The following is a 23,979-nucleotide window of genomic DNA, read 5'->3' on the forward strand; positions in this document are numbered from 1 at the left end:
TTTGGAAGTCCGCCCCACCGACGCCGGTGGGATAGAGGGCGAGTTTCGTCTGCCCAAGGAGTCGGCGGCCCGGTTGAAGGCCTTGCTGGACGCTTATGCCAAGCCTCGGACTGAGAACGATGACCGGTCGTTGCGGCAGCGTAATGCGGACACGTTGGCCGACCTGCTCGCTAACAAGATCACCACCGAGATGCTGGTCCTGGTCAACGCCGAATCCCTCCCCACCGACCACCCCACCACCGAAGACGACACCGCCGACGCCGACACCGCCGACGACACCATCGACGACACCGCCTCCCACGACGCTGGCGACATCGACGACGATGGCGACCACACCGATGACGCCACCAACCCCTCCGACGACGTCGACGGGCACGCCGACAAGACGAGGGAGGCCGGCCAGGCCAGAGATGCCAGCCGGGCGAGTGCGGCGGGTCAGGCTGACGCTGCCACTGCGCAAGCCACCACTGAGCAGGTCACCGCGCACGCCGGAGGCACCAGCAGGGCGGGTAACGCGGGGGACGGGCGGGATCGGTTGTTGCGGTGGAAGGTGCCCGGGTTGTTGCTGGCCACCGGCCAACTCCTGTCCCCAACCGACATAGCGCGGCTGGCGAGGACCTCCACGTTGATGCGTCTGGTCATGGACGCCGACGGGCAAGTGCTCGACATGGGGCGTGCCGTACGGCTGGCGACCGGGGCGCAGCGCAAAGCCGTGTTCGCCCGATACTCCACATGCTGGATCGACGGCTGCCCGCTGCCCGCGACCTTGTGCCAGATCGACCACGCCGACAACTGGGTAGAAGGCGGGCTCACCAACCTCAAGCTCCTCGGACCGGCCTGCCAGCACCACAACCGCGACCGCTACCGGCATCCCGAACGCTATGTGCGCCGGCGGGAAGGCAAGGACCGGTGGGCCTACACCTACACCGGCCCCCGCTACCGAACACGACCCCGCCGAACACCCACCACCGGAGCAACCACCTCAGGGCCGCCCCGGAGCGGAGACCCGCCCTGAGCGGGGCGTCCTTCCTTGGAAGGGCCTCTGACACCCCGGCCCGGGGCAGAAGCCGCATAGGCAGGGCACCCGCAAGGCGACCTGCGAACGCCACCTGCGAAGGTGACCCGCGAACGCCACCTGCGAAGGTGACCCGCGAACGCGACCCGCAAACGCGACGTGAAAGGAGCTTCTCATGGCGATCTCTAAGAGCGCTGGATGCAGGCGACCCCGAGAGCGACGTGTGATGGTGGGAGATCACTACCGGTGATTGAATCGGGTTCATGACCTTCGACGTCCTGATCGCCGGCGGATGGGTGGTCGACGGAACCGGGGCGCCGCCGTTCAGAGCGGATGTCAGCGTCGACGGCGGACGTGTCGCCGCGGTCGGCCGTCTGGACGCGGCCGAGGGGGCGACCGTCGTCGATGCCACGGGCAGGCTCGTGTTGCCGGGCTTGATCGATTGCCATGCCCACGGAGAGGCCGTGGTCTTCGACAAGGAGATCCAGCTGGCCGCGCTCCGTCAGGGTGTGACGACCTTCGTCCTCGGCCAGGATGGTCTGTCGTTCGCCCCGACGAGGTCGGCGGCCGCGTTCGACTATGTGAGGCGTTATTTCGCGGCCGTCAACGGCACGCATCCCGGGCTCGACGGGCCGGTCGGGGTGGCGGAACTGCTGGCGGGCTATGACCGTGCGACCGCGTTGAACACGGCCTACCTGTTGCCTCACGGGACGATCCGCTTTGACGTCATGGGCCCGGCCGAGCGCGCCCCCGACGCCGATGAGCTGCGGGCGATGAGGAAGGCCGTCGAGAACGGTCTTGCCGAAGGCGCGGCCGGTTTGTCGTCCGGCCTCGAATACGCCCCCGGCCGTTATGCGGGCGTCGACGAGCTGGCCGAACTGAGTGAGGCTCTCGGAGTTTTGCCCTACGTGACACATATGCGTGGGTATGGCGCTTCGGCTCCGACAGGGATGGCAGAGGCCGTCGAGATCGCCACACGTTCGCAGGCCGCCCTGCACGTCTCGCACTATCACGGCCCAGCCTCGGTGCTGCTGCCCCTCGCAGCGGACGCGCGGCTGCACGGCGTGGACCTCAGCTTCGACACCTATCCCTACCTGCGCAGCAGCACGATTCTCGCGATGATCGCACTGCCGTCGTGGGTGCCGGCCGCGGACACCGATCATGCTCTCGCCCTGCTCGACTCCGAGCGCGTACGGCTGGCAGCCGACTGGGCAGAGCACGGTGATCTGTGGCCGAGGATCACCCTGTCTCACGCCCCCGGATTCGAGTGGGCGGAAGGAATGACCCTTCCGGCCGCGGCGGCCGAGCGGGGGATGGATCCCGCTGAATTCTGCCGGTTGCTGCTGATCGAGACCCGGCTGGAAGCCGGTTGCGTGGCGGCCCGACCCGACGAGGGGCCGGAGGGGGAGCGCTCCGTACGCGAGATCCTCAAGGACCCCGGTCACACAGGCGGTTCGGACGGTATTTATGTGGGCGGCCATCCACACCCGCGAGGCTTCGGGGCTTTCGCCCGTTATCTCGGGCGGCATGTTCGCGAGCTCGGCGACCTCACGTGGGAGCAGGCGGCGGTCCACCTGGCGTCGCATCCAGCCCGCCGCTTCGGGTTGCGCGATCGAGGTCTGGTACGGCGAGGCCAGGCCGCGGACCTGATCGTGGTGGATCCGCTTCGTGTGGCCGACACCGCGACCTACGACAACCCCCGCTCGCTCGCCGTCGGCATCGACGACGTGCTCGTTTCCGGCGTACCCGTGTTGCGGGAGGGGCGGCTCACCGGGAAGGCGCCGGGGCGGGCCCTGAGGCCGGCGTGATCGTCGCGGTGCCGCGCGGGCATCGGGCTGGGGTGGTTGGTCGAGTACGATCCACCGCGGAAGAGACGAATGAGCCGCTAAGAGGCGGAACGGGGCGCCCCGCACGGCGGTGGTGACAGCGAATGGGACGGCAAGGCCGGCCCGGCGAGAAGCCGGCCGGGCTCACGAGACGAATAGGGGGCGACGTGGATGTCGCAGGCCGCCTCGACCTACCGGACCTTCAGGTCGACTGGCGTACCAAGGGTTTCCTGCCCATCGAAGTCCGCGGTCCGGGTGACGACGGCTCCCTGACCGGCGGCGGGGTGGCCGCCGGAGATCGGTCACTGTTCGACGGCTCGTTCACCTGGCCGATCATGGTCGCGAAGCGCTCCGCGCTGGACCACAACATCGCCACGCTCGCCCGATTCTCCCGGGAACACGGGTTGGCGCTCGCGCCGCACGGCAAGACGACCATGGCGCCTGCGCTCTTCCAGGCTCAACTCGACGCGGGAGCATGGGGGATCAGCGTGGCGACCGCCGCGCAGGTGCGAATCTGCCGGCAGGTGGGCGTTCCGCGTGTGCTGCTCGCCAATGAGATCCTCGACGGCGGCGCGCTCCGCTGGCTCGCGCACGAACTCGGGCGAGACGTGGGCGATGCGGGGGAGCAGGACGCGCGGCAGCCCTTCGACTTCCTCTGCTTCGTCGATTCGTTGGAGGGCGTCCGGATACTCGATGAGCACGCGGGCGCCGTCCCGTTCGGTGTGCTCGTCGAGCTGGGGCACACGGGGGGCAGGTCGGGCTGCCGCGGCCTGCCGGAGCTGATGAAGGTGGCTCAGGCCGCGAGCGAGGCGAAGGGGGTCAGGCTCGCCGGTGTGGCCTGTTATGAGGGCACCCAACCGGGGGCGGAGGAAGTCCGGGCGTTCTTGCGTGAGCTCGTGAAGGCGGCGGAGACGGTCGCGCCGCTCGTCGAGGGCGAACTGATCGTCTCCGCGGGTGGCAGCGCGTGGTTCGATCTGGTGGCCGACGAACTGGCCTCCCTCGCCGGCGAAGTGCTCGTCATCCTGCGGAGCGGGGCCTACATCGCCCACGACGAGGGCTTCTACCGGGAACGCACGCCGTACACCCGGAGCGGTTCTCGCGTTGCGGGGGCGGAGATGCGCGGCGAGTTGCTGCCCGCGCTGGAGGTGTGGGCGCAGGTGCTGTCGGTGCCGGAACCGGGCCTCACGCTCGTGGGCATGGGCAAACGCGACGTGCCCTATGACCTGGACCTGCCTGTTGTCCGGGCGGTCCGCCCCGCCGCGCGACCGAGCGGCGTAAAGCCGCAGGACCTGACGGTCGTGAAGATCACGGATCAGCACGCCTACCTGACGGGGGAGGGGCTCCGCCCGGGTGATCTCCTGTCGTTCGGGATCTCCCACCCGTGCACGGCGTTCGACAAGTGGCGGGCCATCCCAGTGGTGGACGACGACTATGCCGTGATTGATTTGATCAATACGTATTTCTAGGAGTTGTGAACATGGGTGGCAAGCAGGAGATCCGTACGGCCGAGGGGGCTGCGCCGGTCGGGGCGTATTCGCAGGGGCTGGCCGTCGGCGATTTCGTCTTCACGTCGGGCATGGGTCCGCTGGACCCGGAGACCGGGCAGGTCGTCGGCGACGACGTGGCGGCCCAGACGCACCGGACCATGCAGAACCTGGGGGCGGTCCTGGCGGCCCACGGCCTGGGCTTCGACGACGTGGTGAAGGCGACCGTCCACCTGCAGAACCTGAAGGAGGACTTCGCCGCCTACAACGAGGTCTACAAGTCGTATTTCACGCAGCCGTACCCCGTGCGCACGACCGTCGGCTCCGACCTGATGAACATCCTCGTCGAGATCGACTTCGTCGCCTACAAGGGCCGGTAGGCGGCGAGAAGGGTCGAAAAGGATGGACACCGCTCTTTACGCCTTCGTGGAGGATCTTCGCAGTGAAGGCGTGGACAAGGTCCTGGACCGCGTCTCGGCGTGCGGCGTGCAGGGCGTGACCATCGCCGCGGCCTACCACCAGGCCAGGGACGTGACCCCGCACGGCTCGTCCCGCGTGACGGTGCGCCGGGACGGCGTGCATTTCCCGCCGCCGGAAGACGTCTTCGCGGGCCTGCGCCTGGTGCCGCCGGTGCAGGACGGGGCCGCTGAGGAGCCGCTCACCGAGTTGCGCCGCGCCTGCTCCGAGCGCGGCCTGCGGATGCACGGCTGGACGGTCTTCCTCCACAACGCGACGCTGGGTCTCGCGAACCTCGACGTCACGGTGCAGAACTGCTTCGGCGACCGGGGATCGCCCGCCGACCTGTGCCCGTCCCACCCGGACGCGAGGTCGTACTCCGTCGCCTTGGCGCGGGCGGTCGCCCGCCAGGGGGTGGACAGCGTGGTGGCCGAGTCGCTCCATTTCGGCACCTTCGCGCACGGCTATCACCACGAGCGCAACTTCGTGGCGCTCGGCCCCATGGACACGTTCCTGTTCGGTTTGTGCTTCTGCCGCCACTGCATGCAGCGGGCGGTCGATCTGGGGGTGAACGCCGAGGTCGCCAAGGAAGAGTGCGGCCGGATCGTCGCCGGGGTCCTGGACGGCGATCCGCCGGCCCAGGGCGAGGTGACCCGCGCCGCGCTCACGGCGTACGCGGGCCCCGAGGTCGTCGCCTACGCCCGGGCGCGCTCGGAGAGCGTGACCTCGCTCGTGGCCGAGGTGTCGGCCGCGGTCACGGCGGAGGGATCGCGGCTGTCCTTCGTGGACTCCACCGCGTCGATCAAGGGCTACGCCGACGGGTTGCCGCCCTCGGGACTGGCGGCGCACGACGCGTGGCAGATCGGCGTGGACGTCGTCGCCCTCGGCGACCTGGTGCCGTCGCTCGCGGTGCCGGCGTACGCGAGGGACGCGGCCCGGGTGGCCGACGACATCGGCGCCTACCAGAGGTCGGTCGGCAAGGACTGCGAGTTGCGTGCGGTGTTGCGGCCGGGTCTGCCCGACACCGACTCGGCGGACCGGCTGGCCGCCAAGGTCCGCGCGGCTCGGGCCGCCGGAGCCCAGGCGGTCGACTTCTACGCGTACGGCCTGGCGCCCTTCGAGGTGCTCGACCGGATCCCCGGAGCCCTCGCCTGAGCCCGGCCCGAGCCGGGCGGAGGCTCAGGCCGACTCGCGGATGACCAGCTCCGTCGGCAGGATCACCGGCGCGGCCGGGCCGCCCTGGAACAGGCCGAGCAGCAGCCGCACCATGGAGCTGGCCTGCTCGATGATCGGGTGCCGGACCGTGGTCAGCGGAGGCTCGGTGTAGCGGGCCGCCTCGATGTCGTCGAACCCGACCACCGCGACGTCGTCGGGCACGCGCCGGCCCGCCAGCCGCAGCGACTGGAGGGCGCCGATGGCCATGAGGTCGTTGCCGATGAACACGCCGTCGAGATTGGGGTCGTCTTCGAGAAGCTGACGCATGGCGATCGCGCCCGACTCGCGGGTGAAGTCGCCGATCGCCACGATCGAGCGGCGGTCGGAGTCGCGCAGGGCGTTGCGGTAGCCGGTCAGCCGATCCTGCCCGCCGATCATGTCCTGCGGGCCGGCGATGGTGGCGATGCGCCTGCGGCCCTGCTCGAGCAGGTGCTTGACCGCCTTCTCAGCCCCGCCGATGTTGTCGTTGTCGACGTACGGCATGGGCACGGGGACGGCCGGCCTGCCGTACGAGACGGTGGGAAGGCCCATGCGGGCGATGGCGGCGGGCAGCGGGTCGGCGCCGTGCATGGAGATGAGCATGACCCCGTCGACGTGGCCGCTGGCGATGTAGCGCTCGATCCGGGAATGGCTCTCGGGCGAGCCGGCCAGCATCAGCACGACCTGCTTGTCCGAGGCCTCCAGTTCGAGGCTGGCCGCGCGGATGACGGTGGAGAACATCGGGTCGTCGGAGAAGACCCGGGTCGACGGCTCGGAGACGACCAGGGCGATCGAGTCGGTCCGCTGGGTGACCAGGCTGCGGGCGGCCGAGTTGGGCACGTATCCGAGCTCGTCGACGGCACGCATCACCGCGTCCCTGATCTGCGGCGTCACGGTCACCTGGCCGTTGACGACCCGGGAGACCGTGGCGCGGGACACCCCCGCACGTGCGGCGACCGCCTCCAGAGTGGGTCGTTTTATCCGCCCCCCTGTCGACCGTTGCATCTGATCCCCTCCCGCATACCCCACAGAGCGCCGTTCCCGGGAACGCGCCAATGCGTCTCGACTGCGCCTCTACCTGGGCCGACCGGCCCTGGTTGAGATTGTCCTGCAGTTGACCATACGAGAGCGACCATACGAGATGGTCACGACGCTTCTCATCCGAGCCCGGCCGGGCCGTCCCAGCGCCCTTGCGGGCACTCGTGACCGGCGGCGGGATAGAGAGCGCTCTCCGGGCGTGAAGAAAGATTTTTCTCCGTGTTGACACAGAGTTTGCAGACATTTAGCGTCAGCCGCGCTGAGAGCGTTTCCCGACTGTTACCCGCGCCTTCCGTCGGTGTTATGGCGCGCGCCAGGTCGGCCGCACCAGCGCGGAGGAACATCGCCCACGCCCACCTCTCCGGGTTCGGTGGACATGCGTACAGCTGTGGAGATCACGACCTGGCTACGTCCTGCGCGCGGAGCGTGACCACCGGCCATCATGGAGACGCGGCCTGCGCGGGTACTCATCCTCCTCGCGCAGGCCGCTTCATGCCGTCACCCGATGATCAGCCGGTCGGTTCCACCGTCGGCTGCCCGGGTGACGGGAACCCCGTCGGGAATGCCGGCGGCGACGGCGATCCGGTTTCGAAGCCGGTGGGCGAGGGCGACACGGTCGGCGAGGCCCCGGCCCCGGGCGCAGCGGCCCACGGTGGCCACGGGGGCGACGTCAGGTCCGTGAGCACGATCGCCCTGGAGCCTTCGCCCTGGCCCTTGCTGATGACCCAGACCTTGTGTCCGGTCGTGACCCCGCTCAGCCCCGAACGGCCGGCACAGACGCGGGTGTTGTCGTCGATCGCGTATGTGCGGGCGAAGCCGTCCTCGCTCCTGACGGCGACCTGGCTCTGCGAGATCGAGGTCACGACGCCCGTCTGCGTGGTGACCGTCTCGTAGCCGCCGCCCGGCTTCGGAACGACCAGCTGGCCGTGGATGGCGCCGAAGGGACCCTGCATCTCCTGGGACGGCGACGCCGTGGCGCCCGGAGCCGGGCTACCGGTCTCCATGCCGGTCGGGCTCGGCTGCGCCTGGGCCTGCGTCTGGACGGACTCCGTGCTGCCGCAGGCGGCCGCGCCCAGGCCCGTGGCCACGACGAGCGCCGTTCCGGCTCCCAGAATGAGCCGGAGCCGCGTTTCCTTGCGAGGCGCGCCGCGCGGGAACTGCGGCGGTCTGAATCCGGGATCAGGCATCGAAATGCTCCTCCCCGTCGCTGGTGCGGCCACCGGACTTCGAGAACGTGAAAACCGCGATGGCAGGTTGCGACGGCGTCGCGAACAGGTGAGAGCCCGCCACTGGCGGGACTTCCGGGATGCTCCGGACTGCGCTGCTTCAGACTGACGTGTTCTGAAAACGGGTTCGCTGAAGGAATTACGAAATTCCGAGAATTGCGGCCCGCGGTTCCGGGCCTCTTACTTGCGGGATTACCCCGATGGCAGACTATTTCACCGACTTGTCGGTAAAGTCATCATCTGCTGTTAATCGACCTAATTGGGGGAATCAAGCGTTTCCCTTGGCGAGGTCACGCACGATCTGGATCAACTCGGCCGGGTCGAATGGCTTGGTGAGATAGGCGTCGACGCCGATGCCCAGGCCACGTCTCCTGTCGTCCTCCTGGGCCCGGGCGGTGATGAGCACGACCTTGATGTGACTGGTGCTGTGATCGGTACGCAACCGGGTGGCCGTCTCCCAGCCGTCCAGGCGCGGCATCATGACGTCGAGGGTGATGACGTCCGGATCGACGTCGTGAACGCGGTCAAGGCAGTCCTGGCCGTCATGGGCAGTCTCGACCTCGAAGCCCTCCAAGGTCAGATTGACCGCGATCAGCTGCCTGATGACCTCGTCGTCGTCCACGACCAGCACTCGACCCATAAGCTCACTCACGGGCGCAAAGCTAACTCCTGAGCGGGTGTTCACGTGCGGTTTTGGGGATCTGCGTGCGCGCGGGCCCCGCAGGGCCGCCTATCGTGGTGAGAAAGCCCCGCGAGTGCTGGTAGCCTTGTCACTCGTTGAGCCCCCTTAGCTCAGGGGATAGAGCACCGGCCTCCGGAGCCGGGAGCGCAAGTTCGAATCTTGCAGGGGGCACACGATCTTCATCAGCGGATCTAGCTGCTGATCAGGGCGAAAAATGTAGAAACGGGCGGAACTCCAGTCACGGAGTCCCGCCCGTTTTCGTTGAGGCTCGCTGGCAGTGGACCATTTGTGGACCGGCCCTTGCCGACCTGGGCGTCAGCAAGTCCACCGCCACACAGCACTTCAGCGTGCTGCGGGAGGCGGGCCTGATCCGGCAGTACTACGTCGGGACCTCGGATGAACCCGCCGCGCCGAGATTTGACGAGGCGTTCCCCGGCCTGCTCGACGCCCGCACCGGTCAGCTGGAGAAGAAGACCTGACGCTCCATCGCCCTGTCGTCGAAGGACTCCAGCTGAGCCTGACCGTCGGGGGCGAGGGTGTCCAGCATGGTGTGCAGCAGCGCGGTGCACAGGACCGTGGGGCCGGCGTGGGAGTCGAACGCGAAGTCCGAGCTGACCGGGGCGAGCAGGACCTCGTCCGCGAGGTCGGTGAGCCGGCTCACCGGCTGGTCCGTGACGAGGGCGACCCTCAGCCCGGCGCGCCGCGCCCAGAGGAGCCCCTGCGCCAGCTCGCGCGGGTAGCGCGGCAAGCCGATGGCGAGCACCCATTCGGCTCCTGATTCGGCCGCTCTGCTCAGCCGGTCCTCCAGGATCGAGCCCGGGACGTCCAGTACGCGTACGTCCGGGAGCACCTTCTCGGCGAGGTAGCCGAACAGGTGCGCCAGCGGCGCGGAGATCCGCAGACCCACGACCACAAGCGGACGCGAGGCGGCCAACCGGCCGGCCACGCGTCGAAGCTGGCTGGGGTCGCCCAAGCCGTCCCGCAGCCGCTCCAGGTCGCGGATCTCGGAGTTGACCAGTTCCTGGATCTCGTTGAAGCGGTCGTCGGGCGCCACCGGCCGCAGATCGCCGAACACCGACGTACGCAGCGCCTCCCGGAACTCCGGGAACCCGCCGAACCCGAGCGCGGCGGCGAAGCGGGTGACCGACGGCTGGCTGACGCCGACGCGCTCGGCGAGGTCTGCGCTGGTGAAGAAGACGGCCTCCTGCGCGTTCTCCAGCAGGTAGCGCGCGATCCGGCGTTGTGAAGGCGAGAGCCGGTGGCCGTCGAAGAGCGCGCGCAGGTTTGCGACGATCTGGGACGCGTTCAGCACCGCGAGCGGCCGGCCGCTTTCTGGGACGTGCCTCATCCTGGAACACTTCCCTTCTCCGTGGACTGACGGAGCCGGTGATGACCCACCGCCCCGGCGCCGCCGTGTTGGGCCGCCCTACTTCATGAATCGCCAAGCGCGTGACGGATATAACGCCGCCGGGCGGCCCCCGTGGGGACCGCCCGGCTCGCTACCTGTGGGATGAGGGGGTTCGCCTAGTTCTTCGGGCCGTTGCCGTTGAACCGTTTCTTGCACTCCTGCAGTCTCACGTCGACCTGCTCGCCCCGGTCGACGGTGACGTGCACGGTCTCGAGGACCTCACCGGTCGGACGGGCGCAGGTGAGCGTCCAGCTCTCCTTGATGAAGTTGCCCGGCCCGGTGGCGACGACGCCGGCCGCGGTGTACGCCGGGGCAGGCCGTACGGACGGATTGACGTGCCAGGCGAACTTGCCGTTCGTCGGGGCGATCAGCGTCGACTCCAGGTGGGTGGGGACCTTCTGGGGCGGGTCCAGGACGTTGTTCGCCTGCTGGATCGGCGCGGTCCATAGGTCGAAGTCCTTGGCGATCTTCAGGACCGCGCCCTTCGGTGCCTTGCCTGTGATCACGGAGTGCCCGGCCGGATCGGCCGCGTACTCCAGTGCCACCATGAACGCCTCGCGGTTCGACTTGCCCTCGTAGCGACCGGTGCCCGTGTAGTCCTCGATCACCTCGGGGTAGGTGTTGTTGGTGGACTGGGTCTTCATGATTTCGTAGGTGAACCCGAGACCGCGGGTCGCGTAGTACGACCAGTCCGGGGTCTCACCGGTCGTCTCGTAGTCGAAGCCCGACTTCATGCCCGTGTAGCCGTTCGCAGCCGTGATCGCGTCGGTCAGGGCGGCGTACACGGCCTCGTCGGGGGTGTCGCCCGCGCGGATCTCCAGCGGCGGGCGAAGCACGGTGTGACCGGAGGTGTGGTTCGTGATCAGGACCGTGACCTGGTTGTTCTTGGTCAGGTCCATGATGTTCTGCACTTCGGGCTCGGAGCCGGGCCCCGGCCCGCGATTCGTCGCGTTGGAACCGGCGTTGCTGCCCCAGCCGAAGGGGTAGTTGCGGTTGATGTCCACACCGGCGCTGCCGGCGCACGTCGGGGACAGGCCGCAGCTCGTACGCCGGTTGATGACGAACCCGTCGACGTTGACGACCGGGACGAAGATGACCCGCGCCTGGTCGAGCAGGCGCGTGACCTGCGGGTCCTTGCCGTCGTTGTTGATCAGGTCGTACGCGAACTCCAGCGTGTGCTCACCGGAGGGCCACTCGTTGCCGTGGTGGACGCCCATCATGAACAGGACCGGCTTGCCGTCGGCGGCGTCGACGTGGTGGGTGACCTCGATGCCGTACACCTCCCGCCCCTGGCGGGTCTTGTGCGGCAGCGTGATGTGCTTGACGAGGCCGGGGTGCTGGGTGCTCAGCGCCAGCATCTCGTTGTTGTAATCCGTGATCGTCCGGTAGGTGGTCCGCCCGCTGGGCAGGCTCCCCACCTGCTGCTGGACGACCGCCTGGGTGTCCGCCGTACCGGAGACGCTGGCGCCGGCGGCCGGAATGCCGAGACCTCCCAGAAAAACGACGCTCAACGCCAGCGTGAGAGCGCGTTTCTTGGCGAGAGAGGAAATGAGGGGGGACGTGCCTCTTGAAGGCATACTGAAACCTTTCTCAGCCACGGAAGAACAGGAAACAGAAACGCGTCCTTTTCTCCGGGCCGCCTTTCGGTAGTATGCGACGCCCCCCGAACAGCCGCTGACTGCAAAGTTTCAGTTAGTCTGATTGGGTGAATGTGAACCTGTCAACCCCATCGCCGCAGGCCTCTCTCCGCACGTACACGGAATGGGGCAGGTGCTTTTCCGGAAACAACTCCGCCACGTAAACACCAGCTTCGCTGGGCCGCTGCTCAGGCGGGTTGGAGCCGACGCAGGCGCAGGGCCGGCGGGAACTCCGGCTCGGGGAAGACGCCCACGCCGTTCCCCGGCTCGATCAAGCAGTGCTTCTCCGGCAACCACGCCGCGATCTACGTCCGGGGCGCGACGCGGGACTACGTGGCGAACTCCGCCGACCAGATCCACCCCCGGTGCCGTGCAGCCATAGGATCCCCCCGTTCGCGAGATTCGCCGATCAGGGGACTTCATGGCGCGTATCAAAGCCAGGAGTCAGCAGGTAACGGGCACGCGCGGGGTGGATGGAACGCGCAGCGAGTCGCTCCTTTCGTACGGCTGTTGAAGCAGAGCCACGTCTCAGTCGCGCTGAGCTTATGTTTGGTCGGGAGAGGCCGGCGCGGAGGAACGAGCTTCGGGAGTAACTGAAGGGCTACGGTTTCAAGAGCGCACAGCCTCTTGAGGAGTCTGTGAAGAAGTATTTGGGGAAGATCCGCCTTGCCCTTCCTGTGCTGAATAAGCTGAACGACCTCGGTGGACCGCAGTCCAAATTGCAACGGCAGACGAACCACGCGGTGGAAACGGTCAAGCGCATGGGACTGCTCTGAGCGGTTCACAAATCTTGCGGGGGGCACAAGATCCTGGTCAGCGGAAACGCGTGCTGAGGGGCTGGCACCAGGCGGGTCTCCAATCTCATGGGGCCCGCTTCTTTCGTTCCCGGCGCCACCTGCGCGGGCGCGTCCCGCAGAGATACCCTGGCCCGGCCATACTGCCGTCCCGAGGTCGATACTGGACACGTGACGGACTGACCGGCCAAGAGCCGACGTGGGCGGCGTGCGCCCCAGAGATTTTTCCAGGGCTGTCACAGGCCGGCTAGCTGTCCTGTCTTAGCTGGTGACCGGGGGCGTTCGAGTGCCCCGGGGGACAGGAAGGCACATCATGAAGATCGTCGTAGTTGGCGGGACCGGCCTCATCGGGTCGAAGCTCGTGACAAAGCTGGGGGAGCACGGTCACGAGGCGCTCGCGGCGGCGCCGAGCACCGGCGTCAACACTCTTACGGGGGAAGGCCTGGCCGAGGTGCTGGCGGGCGCGTCGGTGGTGATCGATGTGTCGAACTCCCCGTCGTTCGAGCGGGCCGCGGTGCTGGAGTTCTTCGAGACCTCCACCGGCAACCTGCTCGCGGCGGAGGCGGCGGCGGGCGTCCGTCACCACGTCGCGTTGTCGGTCGTGGGTACGGAGCGAATGCCGGACAACGGTTACTTCGCGGCGAAGATCGCTCAGGAGAAGCTGATCGAGAAGTCGTCGATCCCGTTCTCGCTCGTGCACGCCACCCAGTTCTTCGAGTTCATCCGGAGCATCGCGGACGAGGCCACCGACGGCGACAAGGTGCGGATCGCTCCCGTGCTCTTCCAGCCCATGGCGGGCGATGACGTCGCGCAGGCGGTCGGCCGGGTCGCGGTGGGGTCTCCCCTGAACGGCAGGGTGGAGGTGGGCGGGCCCGAGCGGTTCCGGATGGACGAGTTCTTCCGCGAGGCTCTGGCCGCCTGGGGCGACCCGCGCCAGGTGGTCGCCGACCCGCAGGCGCAGTACTTCGGCAGCGTGCCGGGCGAGCGCACGCTGGTGCCCGGTGACGGCGCCACCCTCGGTCAGATCCGATACCGCGACTGGCTCGACCGGACCCCCACCGGAAAGTAGATCTACGAGAGGTAGTTCCATGCCGAAGTCGAGATCCACCGCGTGGCAGACGGCGCTCACCGTGGTGCAGGAGGCAGAGCCGCCTTTCATCCCGGAGGGCGCCCACGGGATGACCGTGGTCATCGAGTACCCGCCCGGCGATCCCGGAGCGCCGCCGCACCGGCACTCCGGTCCCGCTTTCGGCTACGTGCTGGAAGGCGAGATGCTGTTCGAGTTGGAGGGCGAGCCGGAACGGGTCGTACGCGCCGGCGAGGCGTTCTGGGAGCCGGGCGGCGACGTCATCCACTATCAGGACGGCAACAACCGCGACGACATCCCGCTCCGCTTCACCGTCACCATGCTGTGCGAGCCCGGCCAGCCGATGCTCACCCTGGTGGACGACGAAGAACTCGCGCAGCGCAAGGACCGCCGCGCCCCTCGCCCGTCCTGACCGCGGCCACTGTCGCGGCATTGACGGCAGTAGGCGCCCACTTTCCAACCCAGCCGGCAAGAGTTTCGTGCTGCCCGCAGGCGCCCGGGTTCGAGCTGCTCGATCAGATCGACCAGTCCGACGACGCGTCGCTGTCATGGTCGCGACGTGTCGAGCAGCTCGCCGCGGTGGTGGTGACCCTTCGCCTGACTCCCGCCTGCGCGCCGGCAGGCCGTGAGCCTCCCGCCAGATCATCGTGCGGCGCGAGGTGCTGGAGGACGGCTCCCGGCCCGGCGATCACATTGCGTGAAACGCCCGAAATGCCCCTGGCGCCCCCTTCCGACAACCGAGGTATGACACGAATGAAAGACTCACAGCCGCAGGGGGCCGTCGCTGCCGCCTCATCGGCACGGATCGACACGCTCGACAATCTCCGCGAGCACCTGCAGTGGGCGATCGAGCTGGAACACGCGACCTTGCCGCCGTACCTGTGCGCGCTCTACTCGCTCGACCCGGAGCGGAACCCGGACGCCGTCGAGGTGGTGGGCAGCGTCTTCATCGAGGAGATGTTGCACCTGGCGCTGGCGGCGAACCTGCTCAACGCCGTCGGCGGCAGCCCGCGGCTGGACACGGCGGAGATGTTGCCGCCGCATCCCCGGCCGATGCCCCACGGCGACCGGTCCCTGGAACTGTCACTGCTTCCGTTCGGTGCCGAAGCGCTGGAGATGTTCCTTCGGATCGAACAGCCCGCGCCGCCCGCCGGTCCGGCGGAGGGCGACGGCTACGAGACGATCGGGCAGTTCTACGCCGCCATCGAACAAGGACTGCGCCACCTGTGTGACCGGCTCGGCGAGCAGGCGGTCTTCAGCGGTGATCCGACTCGCCAGGTGAACGCCGGGCACTTCCGGCACACCGCCGGGCAGCTGATCGCGGTTACGGATCTGGCCTCCGCGCTGGCGGCGCTGGAGGAGATCGTCGAGCAGGGCGAAGGCACCTCCCGCGGCGAGGTCTGGGACGGCGACCAGGACGTCTTCCATCCCGATCGGGACGAGGTGGCGCACTACTACCGGTTCCAGGAGCTCAAGGCCGGGCGGCGCTACCGGCGCGGTGACACCCCGCAGTCCGGGCCCACCGGCGAGGAGATCTCCGTTGACTGGGCCGCCATGCGACCGATGCGGCACAACCCACGTGTGGCCGACCACGCGCCGGGCAGCGAGATCCGTACGGCACAAGAAGAGTTCAATCGCATCTACTGCGCCCTCCTGCACTTGCTGGAGCAGGCCTTCAACGGCAGCCCGACGCAGATGGCGGACGCCACCCGCACCATGTTCGCGCTCAAGGCCCGAGCCCAGGCCCTGATGCAGATGCCCGACGAGGACGGCACCACGGCCGGGCCCACCTTCGAATACGTGCCACCTGAGTCGCGCTGAGCACGCGTCGACGACTGGAGCCGAAGGTCGATCGCCCCGTCCGGAGCAAGAAAGGACGCCCTCCGTGGGGAGCACCAAGGAAGAGTTCATCGACTCGCGGTTCATGGAACCGCCGTGGGAGGACACGCCGGCACCGTCCCACCTCAGTGCGGCGCTCGATCCGGCGCTCGATCCGCTTCCGCCGGTCAGGCCGGCCGGCTCCCGGTTCGAACGGGCGCCGGCGACCCGAGTGGGCGGTCTGCCCGGTCCGGTGCGAGACGTTCTGCTCGTCGCGGCGGTGGCCTCCGTCAACGAGCTCCCCGAAATCCTCGCCGCCGCCGCTCTGCTGGCCGGACGAGACGTGGGCGTCGACGTCCTCGACCGGGCGAGGGCGGCCGGGCTGCTTCACTTCGACGAGATGCACGTGCACTTCCGATCCCCGCTGGTTCGCGTGGGCATCTTGCGCCGCGAGACGGTGCCACGCCGTCAGGCGGCCAACGCCGCGCTGGCCGCCGTGCTCTCCGGCGAACCCCACCGCCGCGTCTGGCACCTCGCGCAGTCGATCGTCGGCCCCGACGACGATGTCGCCGACGAGCTGGAGAGCAGCCACCGGCTTCACCTCCGGCACGGCTGGATCATGGCAGCCGTGCGGGTCCTGGAACGCTCCGCGCAGCTGACCAGCGATCCGGCGGTCCGCGGCCGGCGGCTGCTCATCGCGGCCCAGCACGCGTTATGCCTGGGCAGGGCCGGTGTGACCGACCAGCTCCTCAGGGCGGCGGGGCGCTACGTGTTGTCCCCGCTGGACCGCACCCGGATGGAGTGGCTGCGCGAGGTCGCCAACGACGGTGTTCCCGGTGACGCGACTCGGGTGGCCGAGTTGTGCGACGCCGCCGAGCGGGCGGCCCACGCTGACGACCACGACCTCGCGCTCGACCTCCTGCTGGGAGCCGCTCTGCGGTGCTGGTGGGCCGACGCGGGTTCCGCCGCCCGTACGGCGGTCGTCCGTACGGCGGGCCGTCTGGACGCGGACCTTCTGACCGGGACCGGCGGCCGGCCTGCCGACGCGCGGCTCGTGGCCACGCTGGCCGTCGCCGCGCCGGTCACGTCCGGTGCGATCGTCATCGATCAGCTCTCGCGTGTGGCCGTGGAGAGCGTCACGGACTCCGGCGACATGCACGTGCTCGGACTGGCGGCCCATGCCGCCGGCGACGACGTGCGCGCCTCCGACCTCCTGGACCGCTCGGAGGCGAGGCTGCGCGAGCAGGAGCGGGTCTGGCCGCTGGCCCACGTTCGCGGCACGCAGGCCCTGGTGCGGCTGTCGACCGGAGACTGGGATCAGGCCGCGGACGCCGCGCAAGAAGGACGCCGCCTGGCCGAACGGACGGGCCAGCCGATCTGGACCGCGGTGGCGCTGGCCGCGGAGGCGATGGTGACGGCCCTGCGCGGTGACGCGGCGCCGGCACTCGATCTGGCCGCCCAGGCCGAGCGCCTTGCCGGACGAGGACGCCTCGACCGTGTCCTCGGCTGGGCGCGGCTGGCCCGCGGGTACGCGTGGATCAGCGGCTGCCACTACGCCGAGGCCTACCAGGAGTTGCTGCCGCTGTTCGATCCGCGGGGGTCCCGCCACCACAGGCGGGAGCTGTTCGCCGGAGTGATCTTCCTGGTCGAGGCGGCCACCCACTCCGGCCATCACGACGAGGCCCGGGCAGTTCTCGCGGGCCTGGAGGAGATCGCCGCCGTGACGCCGTCGCCACTGCTGCACGTGCAGTTGCTCCACGCCCGAGCCCTGCTGGCCGACGACGACGAGGCCGAGAGCCGCTTCCTCGCCGCGCTGGGGGAGGACCTGACCCGCTGGCCCTGGGTCAGGGCCAGGATCGAGCTGGCCTACGGCACGTGGCTGCGCCGCCGGCGCCGCGTCGCCGAGTCGCGGGCGCCGCTGCGGGCTGCCCAGGCCACCCTCGACCTGATCGGCGCCTCCGCCTGGGCCGAGCAGGCCCGCGCCGAGTTGCGCGCCGCCGGGGAACGCGCACCCTCCCCGGGCCCCGCGGGCACCGACATGCTCTCGGCACAGGAGCTCCAGATCGCCCGGCTCGCCGCCGAAGGCATGACCAACCGCGAGATAGGCCGGCAGCTCTACCTGTCGCCTCGCACCGTGGGCTCGCACCTCTACCGCATCTTCCCCAAGCTCAATGTCACCTCGCGCGCCCAGTTGTCGGCTCGGCTCGCCTCGCTCTGAACGTACGGAAAAGCAGGCTCCGGTCACCACCGTCACCCGACTTCGTCGATGACTGCGAGCGGTGGCGAAAGTCGTCGCGTCATTGCAGTCGAGTGACGGATCTCCGGGGCACAGGGCCGCTTCTAGGGTCGAAATCGTGAAGGGGACGAAGGAACAATGAGGCATCTCACGCGGCACTTCCCGCTGGACGGCACGGTCATCCCGCTCGGGACCCCCGACTCGCTCGATGCCGGCATCGTCGGGGACGGCGCCGCGCTGCTGTCGCGAGCCCTGAGCCTCGGACTGCCGGTGGCGAACGGGTTCGTGGTGACCGTCGGCTTCGAGGGCACGGGCACGCTGCGCGCCGTACGGCAGGCGTGGACGCACGCCAGGGGCCCGGTGCGCATGGCGCTCTCGGTGAACAGCGCGTCAGGCCACGGCTTCGGGGCAGGGCCCCACTTTCACAACGGCAGCACCTGGAGCGGCCTGCTCGACGGGCTGTGCGACCTGCTCGCGCACGACCAGCTGGAGAACCCCCACACGCACTGGAGGCCGTGGAGCATCGTCATCCAGCGTGTGCCGGCCGTACACCGTTCGGTGCTCGTCATGGGCGGCGACCCCTTCGGCTCCGGGCGAGGCATCAGCATCTGGACGAGGGCCGCCGAAGGTGACGATCTGGGCGAACGCCTGACCTGGCGGCGGCGCCGGCGGCTCCGCGCGCTGGCACGCGAGGCGGCCGGGCTGCTCGGTCACCCCGTCGACCTCGAGGTGGTCTACGACCGCCAGGGGATCGCCCGGATCGTCGACTGCAGGCCGTACGGCACGGCGCCCTGGAACCAGAGGTGAGGATCGCCGGGTTCGCCGCCAGCCTGCGCGCGGCCTCCTACGTCCACCGGCTGCTGGTGGCGGCCGGACACGAGCTTCCCGCGGGAACGCGCTTCGAGGTGTGGCAGGGCCTGGACCGGGTCCCGCCCCGGACGCGGCGGCCGTCGCCCGTTCCGCCGGCGCTGGACGGGCTGGTGGGGACGCTCGCCCAGGCCGACGGGCTGATCCTCACGACCCCGGGCCACAGCCTGCTTCCCCGCCAGCTCGGCGACGCCCTCGACTGGATGGCGGACGTGCCGGGGGGCGGCATGCTGAGAGGGCTGCCCGTGGCGCTGGTGAGCGCGGGGGCCAGCACCATCGAGTCGATGTGGGCGCAGGTCGGGTTGCACCCGGTCCTGTCGCAGGTGGGCGCCGTCGTGCGCGGCGTGGAGCTCACGATCGCGCCCGGCAGCCCGCAGTTCGACGCCGCCGGGCGGCTGCTCGCGGGCGAGACCCGTGACCGGCTGCGCGCCGTCATCTGCGCGCTGTGGACGGGACCCGCGTCATCTGGCCGCCTCCATCTGGGCGCGCAACGGCAGCCGGGTGGTGACGTTGATCCACAGGGCGTGCAGGAAACCGGCGGGCCACACGAGAAGAACCACGAACAGGCCGATCATGCCCTGGGCGGTTTCGCCTTCGGACAAGCCCACTTCCGGTGAGGTGCCGAGGAGAGTGAAGCCCGTGACCGCCGCCACGAGATAGGCGACGGTCATGAGCAGCCAGGACAGGCGTCTGTGCCTGGCGGCGATGTACGCGAACGACATCCAGGTGCCCAGCCCGAACAGCAGGGTGGGCGCCAGCCACAGGCTGTGGACGAACGTCCACCTGGCGCCGCGTGGACGGCCGCCCGTCGTGCTCCGCTCGGACACGACGTACGGCTCAGCCGGCTCCAGGCGGCTGAGCCGTACGAGGACGCGGGAGTAGAGGAGCATGCCGCTGCGGCCGGCCGCGTCGGGGTCGACGTCGCCGAGCGGCTTCGGCTGCGTGACGTGGGGGAGGAGCCGGTCGTAGGTCTCCCGCGCCCCGGAGGGTCGCCGCTCGGGCTCCTTCTCCAGCAACTGCATGACCAGCGCCTCGAGCTCGGGAGGCACGTCCTCACGGCCCAGAGGTGCGGGGGTGTCCAGCAGGTGTTTGTGGATGAGTGCCCCCGGCGAGGTCGCCTCGAAGGCGGGTCTGCCCGCGAGAAGTTCGTACAGCACGCAGCCGAGCGCGTACAGGTCGGTGCTCGGGGTCGCGTCCTTGCTGTGCAGCTGTTCCGGCGCCATGTATGCGAGAGTGCCGATGGTCTCGCCCGTGCTCGTGATGCGGGTCACCCCCGCCTCGTCGAGCACGGCGGCGACCCCGAAGTCGAGGACCTTGACGGTGCCGTCGCGGGTGAGCATGACGTTCTGCGGCTTCACGTCCCTGTGGACGAACCGGCGTCCGTGGGCCGACGCCAGCACCGCCGCCATCTGGGCCGCGATGCCGGCCGCCCAGGCGACGGGCAACGCTCCCTCCTCGGCGACCAGGTCGCCGAGGGTGCATCCCTCGATGAGTTCGAGCACGAGGAACAGACCGCCGTCGTAGGTTCCGGCGTCATGGACGGCGGGCACCCCGGGGTGCTGGAGGCCTGCCATGACGGATGCCTCGCGGGCGAACCGGCGGACCAGGTCGTTCGGCTCCGCTCTGCCGGCCAGCACCTCGTCGGTGAGGAGTTTCACGGCGACCCGGCGCCCGAGCCGCTGGTCCTCGGCCTCCCAGACCTGGCCCATGCCGCCACGGCCGAGCGGAGTCAACAGCTCGTAGCGTCCGGCCAGAACCAGATGCTCCGCCACCATCGATCTCCTCAGCGCTGCGGCGCCGTGCGGCGTCCAGGCCCGCCTTGCGGGGCCCCCAAGACGTTATCGTGATTGGTCACCGATGTCGTGATCCATGCTCGGCATGAGGGTGCCTTCGGCGACACCGTCGGCCAGCAGCCTGGCCATCTCCGCGCCCAGCGTCGCGGTCGAGCGCAGCGCGGACTCGAACTCCGCCATCCGCCGGAACACGGCGCCGTGGCGGCGCTGTTCCTCCAGCGGCAGCCGCGGGACGCGGGCGCGGCGCACGTCCACCCGGCCCGTGCCCCCGGTCGTCTGCACGGTCGAGGATCGGGCGTTGGCGGAGCTGGACAGCACTCCGGCGAGGAAATGCGGGTCGAGCTCGGCCGGATCCACGCGCAGCAGCGACAACTGGGGGCCGAGCAGGACGCCCTCGGTCTCGATCACCCGGGCGGCGAACCGCGGGCCGACCACCGCGACCACGATGTCCCCGGACTGGGTGGCGATCCACCGGGTGTCGGCGGACGCGACCCTCCCCGAGGCCGGGCGGCCCTCGATGACGTCCTCCGCGGTGAGCAGCGGCACCCCGTCGCCGTCGTCGTCGGCGTCTCCCCGCAGCGGGGCCTGGTGGACGGTGAGATGGCCGATTCTGGCGAGCTCGGAGACCGGGACGTACCGGGACTCCCTCTTGTCCTGCGCGGGGGCGACGTCCGGCACCAGGCCGCCGAGCCGGCCGAGGAGCCCGGCCAGCCGGTCGTGAGTCTCGCCGAACCGCTCCGCCGTGCGCCCGGAACCCGGGGCGGTCAGATGGCGGGCGGGGGTGAGGTCCACCTCCTCGTCGAGCAGGTCGATGATCGGTACGGCCCTGCTGACCGCCGGTTCGTCGTGCCCGGCATCGTCCCCGTAGGACTCCCAGGTGGAGACCACCGTCTCCTGGTCGGAGCTGTCGATCATGAGGATGGTGGCCGGAGTGCCGCCTTCGGGCCGTCGCAGGAGCCAGATGTGCTGGTTCGCCGACAACGCGACGACGGCGCGCAGCGCCCCGGTGCGCAGCAGCTGGGCGCGGATCCTGCGGCCGGGCCTTCGACCGGCCGCGACCGCCGGCATGAGGATCACCGCGTGCCCGCCGGGCGCCAGGTGGGTCAGCGTGTGCTGCACCCATGCCAGCTCCGGCTCCAGCCTCGGGGGCAGCCCGTACTCCCAGCGGGGGTCGGCGGTCAGCTCGTCGTGCCCCCACGACCGCTCGTGGAAGGGCGGGTCGCACAGGACGGCGTCGGCCAGGGTCGTCGGGAAGGCGTCGGCGCGCAGGGAGTCGCCCGGCCGCACGATCGCCTCGTCGCGGCGCTCGCCGTTCCGCAGAGCCAGCCGTACGGAGGCCAGGAGGGCCGCGTCGGGATCGACGTCCTGGCCGAGCAGGGTTCGCGGGGAGGAACCCTCCTGGGATGCGGCGATCAGCAGTTCACCGGTGCCGCAGGCGGGGTCGAGGACGGTCTCGGCGTCCCCGGCCAGCGCCGCCATCAGGCGGGCGACGTCGGGAGGGGTGGTCGAGTCCCGGCGGCCCTGAATCTCCTTATAGCGGTTCAGCAGGAACTCGAAGGCCTCGGACGGGCCACGGTCGGCGGCCAGCTCGGCCACCGCCTCCGCCGCACCCGGGCGGGTCGCGGCGGCGCTCGCGTCGATCAGGGAGCGCGTGGCGCTCCCGAGCACGCCCGCGAGCCGCAGGTCGTCGCCCGCCTCCGTGCGCAGCTGCTGCCAGGCCCACTCCTCCAGGGGAAGCTCCCTGAGCTTGCCCTGCCGGCGCAGCCAGGCCTCGACCTCGGGGAGGGCGAACATCGGGCTGATGGGTGTTCCGCCGACGGGCTGGGGGAAGTCCGCGTGGCGCCGGCGCCAGTTGCTCACCGCGGCGCGGCGGACCCCCGCCAGCCGGGCGATGTCCGTCGCGCTCACCGTCGCTTCATCCCGCACGCCCGGCTCCTCCTCGCATCGCGGATCTTGCGACAGCCTAACCCCAATGGGTGCTCCCTTGACACACCTCGTGTAGTTGTTAATTCGATGCACATATGCTTTGCTAGCGAATGTTCAGAACGAGCGATCCGCCTAGTTGATTTCTTCAACGGCGACGGCATCCGTATGGAGACACCCCGAAAATGAACATCCCTGTGCACAGCCGCCTCCGCATGCGCACCGTCGCTGTCGGCCTGGTCGTTCTCACCGCCGGCGGCTGCGGGGGCACCGCCGGCGGTGAGAAGCCGGCCGCGGGCGCCCCGAGCTCCACGGCCCCTGCGGTGAAGGTGCTGAACGGGACGCAGCTCAACCATCTGCTGCTGCCGGCCAAGGCCATGCCCAAGGGCTTCACGATCGACCCCAGCGGCACCCAGAACTCCGGGAGCGATCTCACGCCCCGCACCGACGAGCCCGTGCCGGCGAGCAAGCTCTGTGGGACCTTCCTCGAGACCGCGTGGATCCGCGTCGCGGGGATCGGCCAGGCGGCGTTCGCGCAGAACCAGTACGTGGGTCCCGACGGGAACGGCCAGATCGCCCAGGAGATCGACAGCTTCCACGGCGAGGACGCCGAGAAGGCGATGGCCCAGGTGAAGAAGGCGCTCGCGAATTGCGCCTCGTTCACCTCCACGTCGGACGGTGCGACCGCCAGGGTCAAGATGGTCAGCTCCAAGCTGCCCGGCGTCGGCGACGAGGCCGTCAAGGTGATCCAGAGCTCGCCCGACTGGCAGGGCGGCGAGACGCTCGTGGCGGCGCGGACGGGCAACGTCGTGGTGACGGCCTTCTACAACTCCGTCGGCGCGGACAAGGGCTCGGCCGTCGTCAAGATGACCAAGACCATCGTGGACGGCGTCGAGAGCCGCACGGCGAGCTGACCCGCCGGAACCGCGATCGGCGGATCAGGTCGTGAGATCTGGTCCGCCCTCAGGCGGGGAAAAGGTCGTCCCGATCCCGTGAAGCCCCGGTTGACCTGGGCTGACACCGAGTCTTGCTGAACCGTTGACGTCGCCGTAGCACGTATGTAACAGTTGGCCAGTCCGGTGCAAGATCCCATCAAAGCCCTGTTAGTTTCTCTGCATTTTCTCGCAACTTGCGGCAGGAAAGCACTGCGTCCGTGCATCCGCCCCCGGCCCATCCTTGGAGAGGCCTTCGGTGATGTCGGCATTGGCAGTGCACGCACGCTCGCCGCCAGCTCGCAGCGATCGGAGGGTGCTCGGCACCCCCTGGTTAACGCTGACCGGCTAGGCCGTACGCGTTCGAGCGCGGAGGTTCTCGATCTCCCGCAACTCCCTGTCGTTCCAGACGAGAGATAGAGAAACGCATGAAAAGGAAGAAATTAGGGTTACGGCTGATAGGGGCGGCGCTGGCGACCGGCCTGCTCGTTCTGGCCGGACCGGTTCTGCCGGCCTCAGCGGCAGGCCCCAACCTCGCGGCTGGCAAGACCGTTACGGCGAGT

The 23,979-nt window shown here is 69.5% G+C and carries 20 protein-coding genes, 1 tRNA gene and 1 pseudogene; 15 read left to right on the forward strand and 7 right to left on the reverse strand.

The genetic code is table 11. The annotated features are described in order from the left end of the window. The 5 genes from Pth03_RS08875 to Pth03_RS08895 form a co-directional block, all read left to right on the forward strand. Window positions 1-1,015 (forward strand): HNH endonuclease signature motif containing protein (locus Pth03_RS08875; protein ID WP_203943681.1); only part of this gene is annotated, 1,015 nt, incomplete at its 5' end. Window positions 1,016-1,278: 263 nt separating this feature from the next. Beyond that, window positions 1,279-2,823 (forward strand): N-acyl-D-amino-acid deacylase family protein, encoded by a 1,545-nt coding sequence (locus Pth03_RS08880; RefSeq protein ID WP_203943682.1) that lies wholly within the window; start codon window positions 1,279-1,281, stop codon window positions 2,821-2,823. 185 nt (window positions 2,824-3,008) lie between these two features. Beyond that, entirely contained in the window at window positions 3,009-4,307 is a 1,299-nt protein-coding gene (locus tag Pth03_RS08885) for a type III PLP-dependent enzyme domain-containing protein (protein ID WP_239118875.1), read from the forward strand. 11 nt (window positions 4,308-4,318) lie between these two features. Continuing rightward, window positions 4,319-4,705, forward strand: coding sequence for a Rid family detoxifying hydrolase (locus tag Pth03_RS08890; protein WP_203943684.1), 387 nt, complete (start codon window positions 4,319-4,321; stop codon window positions 4,703-4,705). A 22-nt stretch (window positions 4,706-4,727) separates the two neighbouring features. Then, a complete protein-coding gene (locus tag Pth03_RS08895) occupies window positions 4,728-5,936 on the forward strand; it encodes a hypothetical protein (RefSeq protein ID WP_203943685.1) in 1,209 nt (402 codons plus the stop codon). 24 nt (window positions 5,937-5,960) lie between these two features. On the opposite strand, the gene Pth03_RS08900 is transcribed toward Pth03_RS08895, so the two are convergent. The 3 genes from Pth03_RS08900 to Pth03_RS08910 form a co-directional block, all read right to left on the reverse strand. Next, window positions 5,961-6,980, reverse strand: a complete 1,020-nt coding sequence (locus Pth03_RS08900; RefSeq protein ID WP_239118876.1) for a LacI family DNA-binding transcriptional regulator — start codon at window positions 6,978-6,980, stop codon at window positions 5,961-5,963. A 542-nt stretch (window positions 6,981-7,522) separates the two neighbouring features. Then, complete coding sequence (locus Pth03_RS08905) at window positions 7,523-8,200, reverse strand: hypothetical protein (RefSeq protein ID WP_203943686.1); 678 nt, start codon at window positions 8,198-8,200, stop codon at window positions 7,523-7,525. A gap of 307 nt (window positions 8,201-8,507) precedes the next feature. Next, window positions 8,508-8,879: a response regulator transcription factor gene (locus tag Pth03_RS08910; protein WP_203943699.1), complete on the reverse strand. Its 372-nt coding sequence runs from the start codon at window positions 8,877-8,879 to the stop codon at window positions 8,508-8,510. Window positions 8,880-9,020: 141 nt separating this feature from the next. Between Pth03_RS08910 and Pth03_RS08915 the strand changes: the two genes are divergently transcribed. Both Pth03_RS08915 and Pth03_RS08920 read left to right on the forward strand, forming a co-directional pair. Beyond that, window positions 9,021-9,092: transfer RNA gene (locus tag Pth03_RS08915), tRNA-Arg, on the forward strand. A 137-nt stretch (window positions 9,093-9,229) separates the two neighbouring features. Then, complete coding sequence (locus tag Pth03_RS08920) at window positions 9,230-9,400, forward strand: helix-turn-helix domain-containing protein (RefSeq protein ID WP_373318514.1); 171 nt, start codon at window positions 9,230-9,232, stop codon at window positions 9,398-9,400. On the opposite strand, the gene Pth03_RS08925 is transcribed toward Pth03_RS08920, so the two are convergent. Next, window positions 9,379-10,269: a MurR/RpiR family transcriptional regulator gene (locus Pth03_RS08925; RefSeq protein WP_203943687.1), complete on the reverse strand. Its 891-nt coding sequence runs from the start codon at window positions 10,267-10,269 to the stop codon at window positions 9,379-9,381. The two genes, Pth03_RS08920 and Pth03_RS08925, sit on opposite strands and share 22 nt — an antisense overlap. 176 nt (window positions 10,270-10,445) lie before the next feature. Continuing rightward, the gene (locus tag Pth03_RS08930; protein WP_203943688.1) at window positions 10,446-11,840 is read right to left on the reverse strand and encodes a M14 family zinc carboxypeptidase; all 1,395 of its coding nucleotides are present in this window, start codon (window positions 11,838-11,840) and stop codon (window positions 10,446-10,448) included. 764 nt (window positions 11,841-12,604) lie between these two features. Between Pth03_RS08930 and Pth03_RS08935 the strand changes: the two genes are divergently transcribed. The 7 genes and pseudogenes from Pth03_RS08935 to Pth03_RS42795 form a co-directional block, all read left to right on the forward strand. Further along, the gene (locus Pth03_RS08935; RefSeq protein WP_203943689.1) at window positions 12,605-12,742 is read left to right on the forward strand and encodes a hypothetical protein; all 138 of its coding nucleotides are present in this window, start codon (window positions 12,605-12,607) and stop codon (window positions 12,740-12,742) included. A 331-nt stretch (window positions 12,743-13,073) separates the two neighbouring features. Continuing rightward, the gene (locus tag Pth03_RS08940) at window positions 13,074-13,829 is read left to right on the forward strand and encodes an SDR family oxidoreductase (protein ID WP_203943690.1); all 756 of its coding nucleotides are present in this window, start codon (window positions 13,074-13,076) and stop codon (window positions 13,827-13,829) included. A 19-nt stretch (window positions 13,830-13,848) separates the two neighbouring features. Then, window positions 13,849-14,259 carry a cupin domain-containing protein gene (locus tag Pth03_RS08945; RefSeq protein ID WP_203943691.1) on the forward strand — a complete coding sequence of 137 codons (411 nt, stop codon included), beginning with the start codon at window positions 13,849-13,851 and terminating at the stop codon, window positions 14,257-14,259. A 341-nt stretch (window positions 14,260-14,600) separates the two neighbouring features. Next, the gene (locus Pth03_RS08950; protein ID WP_203943692.1) at window positions 14,601-15,668 is read left to right on the forward strand and encodes a ferritin-like domain-containing protein; all 1,068 of its coding nucleotides are present in this window, start codon (window positions 14,601-14,603) and stop codon (window positions 15,666-15,668) included. 64 nt (window positions 15,669-15,732) lie between these two features. Next, entirely contained in the window at window positions 15,733-17,883 is a 2,151-nt protein-coding gene (locus tag Pth03_RS08955) for a LuxR family transcriptional regulator (RefSeq protein WP_203943693.1), read from the forward strand. Between the two features lie 156 nt (window positions 17,884-18,039). Then, window positions 18,040-18,708: a hypothetical protein gene (locus tag Pth03_RS08960; protein WP_203943694.1), complete on the forward strand. Its 669-nt coding sequence runs from the start codon at window positions 18,040-18,042 to the stop codon at window positions 18,706-18,708. Next, window positions 18,705-19,106 (forward strand): annotated as a pseudogene (locus Pth03_RS42795) (NAD(P)H-dependent oxidoreductase); the annotation flags it as partial. The gene Pth03_RS08960 and the pseudogene Pth03_RS42795, both read left to right, overlap by 4 nt. 123 nt (window positions 19,107-19,229) lie before the next feature. Here the strand turns inward: Pth03_RS42795 and Pth03_RS42800 are convergent. Both Pth03_RS42800 and Pth03_RS08970 read right to left on the reverse strand, forming a co-directional pair. Further along, window positions 19,230-20,543 carry a serine/threonine-protein kinase gene (locus tag Pth03_RS42800; protein ID WP_203943695.1) on the reverse strand — a complete coding sequence of 438 codons (1,314 nt, stop codon included), beginning with the start codon at window positions 20,541-20,543 and terminating at the stop codon, window positions 19,230-19,232. A 63-nt stretch (window positions 20,544-20,606) separates the two neighbouring features. Next, on the reverse strand, window positions 20,607-22,487 hold the full coding sequence (locus tag Pth03_RS08970) for an N-6 DNA methylase (protein WP_203943696.1): 1,881 nt from the start codon (window positions 22,485-22,487) through the stop codon (window positions 20,607-20,609). 182 nt (window positions 22,488-22,669) lie between these two features. On the opposite strand from Pth03_RS08970, the gene Pth03_RS08975 reads away from it, so the two are divergent. Continuing rightward, on the forward strand, window positions 22,670-23,398 hold the full coding sequence (locus Pth03_RS08975; RefSeq protein WP_203943697.1) for a sensor domain-containing protein: 729 nt from the start codon (window positions 22,670-22,672) through the stop codon (window positions 23,396-23,398). Window positions 23,399-23,979 lie beyond the last annotated feature (581 nt).

Source organism: Planotetraspora thailandica (assembly GCF_016863335.1).
Classification (GTDB): domain Bacteria; phylum Actinomycetota; class Actinomycetes; order Streptosporangiales; family Streptosporangiaceae; genus Planotetraspora; species Planotetraspora thailandica.

What these genes read in the sequence shown, in the direction of transcription:
- Pth03_RS08890 (WP_203943684.1), top strand. Translation starts at nt 4,319, where the DNA reads ATGGGTGGCAAGCAGGAGATCCGTACGGCCGAGGGGGCTGCGCCGGTC.
- Pth03_RS08880 (WP_203943682.1), top strand. Translation starts at nt 1,279, where the DNA reads ATGACCTTCGACGTCCTGATCGCCGGCGGATGGGTGGTCGACGGAACC.
- Pth03_RS08900 (WP_239118876.1), bottom strand. Translation starts at nt 6,980, where the DNA reads ATGCAACGGTCGACAGGGGGGCGGATAAAACGACCCACTCTGGAGGCG.
- Pth03_RS08950 (WP_203943692.1), top strand. Translation starts at nt 14,601, where the DNA reads ATGAAAGACTCACAGCCGCAGGGGGCCGTCGCTGCCGCCTCATCGGCA.
- Pth03_RS08895 (WP_203943685.1), top strand. Translation starts at nt 4,728, where the DNA reads ATGGACACCGCTCTTTACGCCTTCGTGGAGGATCTTCGCAGTGAAGGC.
- Pth03_RS08910 (WP_203943699.1), bottom strand. Translation starts at nt 8,879, where the DNA reads ATGGGTCGAGTGCTGGTCGTGGACGACGACGAGGTCATCAGGCAGCTG.
- Pth03_RS08960 (WP_203943694.1), top strand. Translation starts at nt 18,040, where the DNA reads ATGAGGCATCTCACGCGGCACTTCCCGCTGGACGGCACGGTCATCCCG.
- Pth03_RS08905 (WP_203943686.1), bottom strand. Translation starts at nt 8,200, where the DNA reads ATGCCTGATCCCGGATTCAGACCGCCGCAGTTCCCGCGCGGCGCGCCT.
- Pth03_RS08945 (WP_203943691.1), top strand. Translation starts at nt 13,849, where the DNA reads ATGCCGAAGTCGAGATCCACCGCGTGGCAGACGGCGCTCACCGTGGTG.
- Pth03_RS42800 (WP_203943695.1), bottom strand. Translation starts at nt 20,543, where the DNA reads ATGGTGGCGGAGCATCTGGTTCTGGCCGGACGCTACGAGCTGTTGACT.
- Pth03_RS08925 (WP_203943687.1), bottom strand. Translation starts at nt 10,269, where the DNA reads ATGAGGCACGTCCCAGAAAGCGGCCGGCCGCTCGCGGTGCTGAACGCG.
- Pth03_RS08940 (WP_203943690.1), top strand. Translation starts at nt 13,074, where the DNA reads ATGAAGATCGTCGTAGTTGGCGGGACCGGCCTCATCGGGTCGAAGCTC.
- Pth03_RS08975 (WP_203943697.1), top strand. Translation starts at nt 22,670, where the DNA reads ATGAACATCCCTGTGCACAGCCGCCTCCGCATGCGCACCGTCGCTGTC.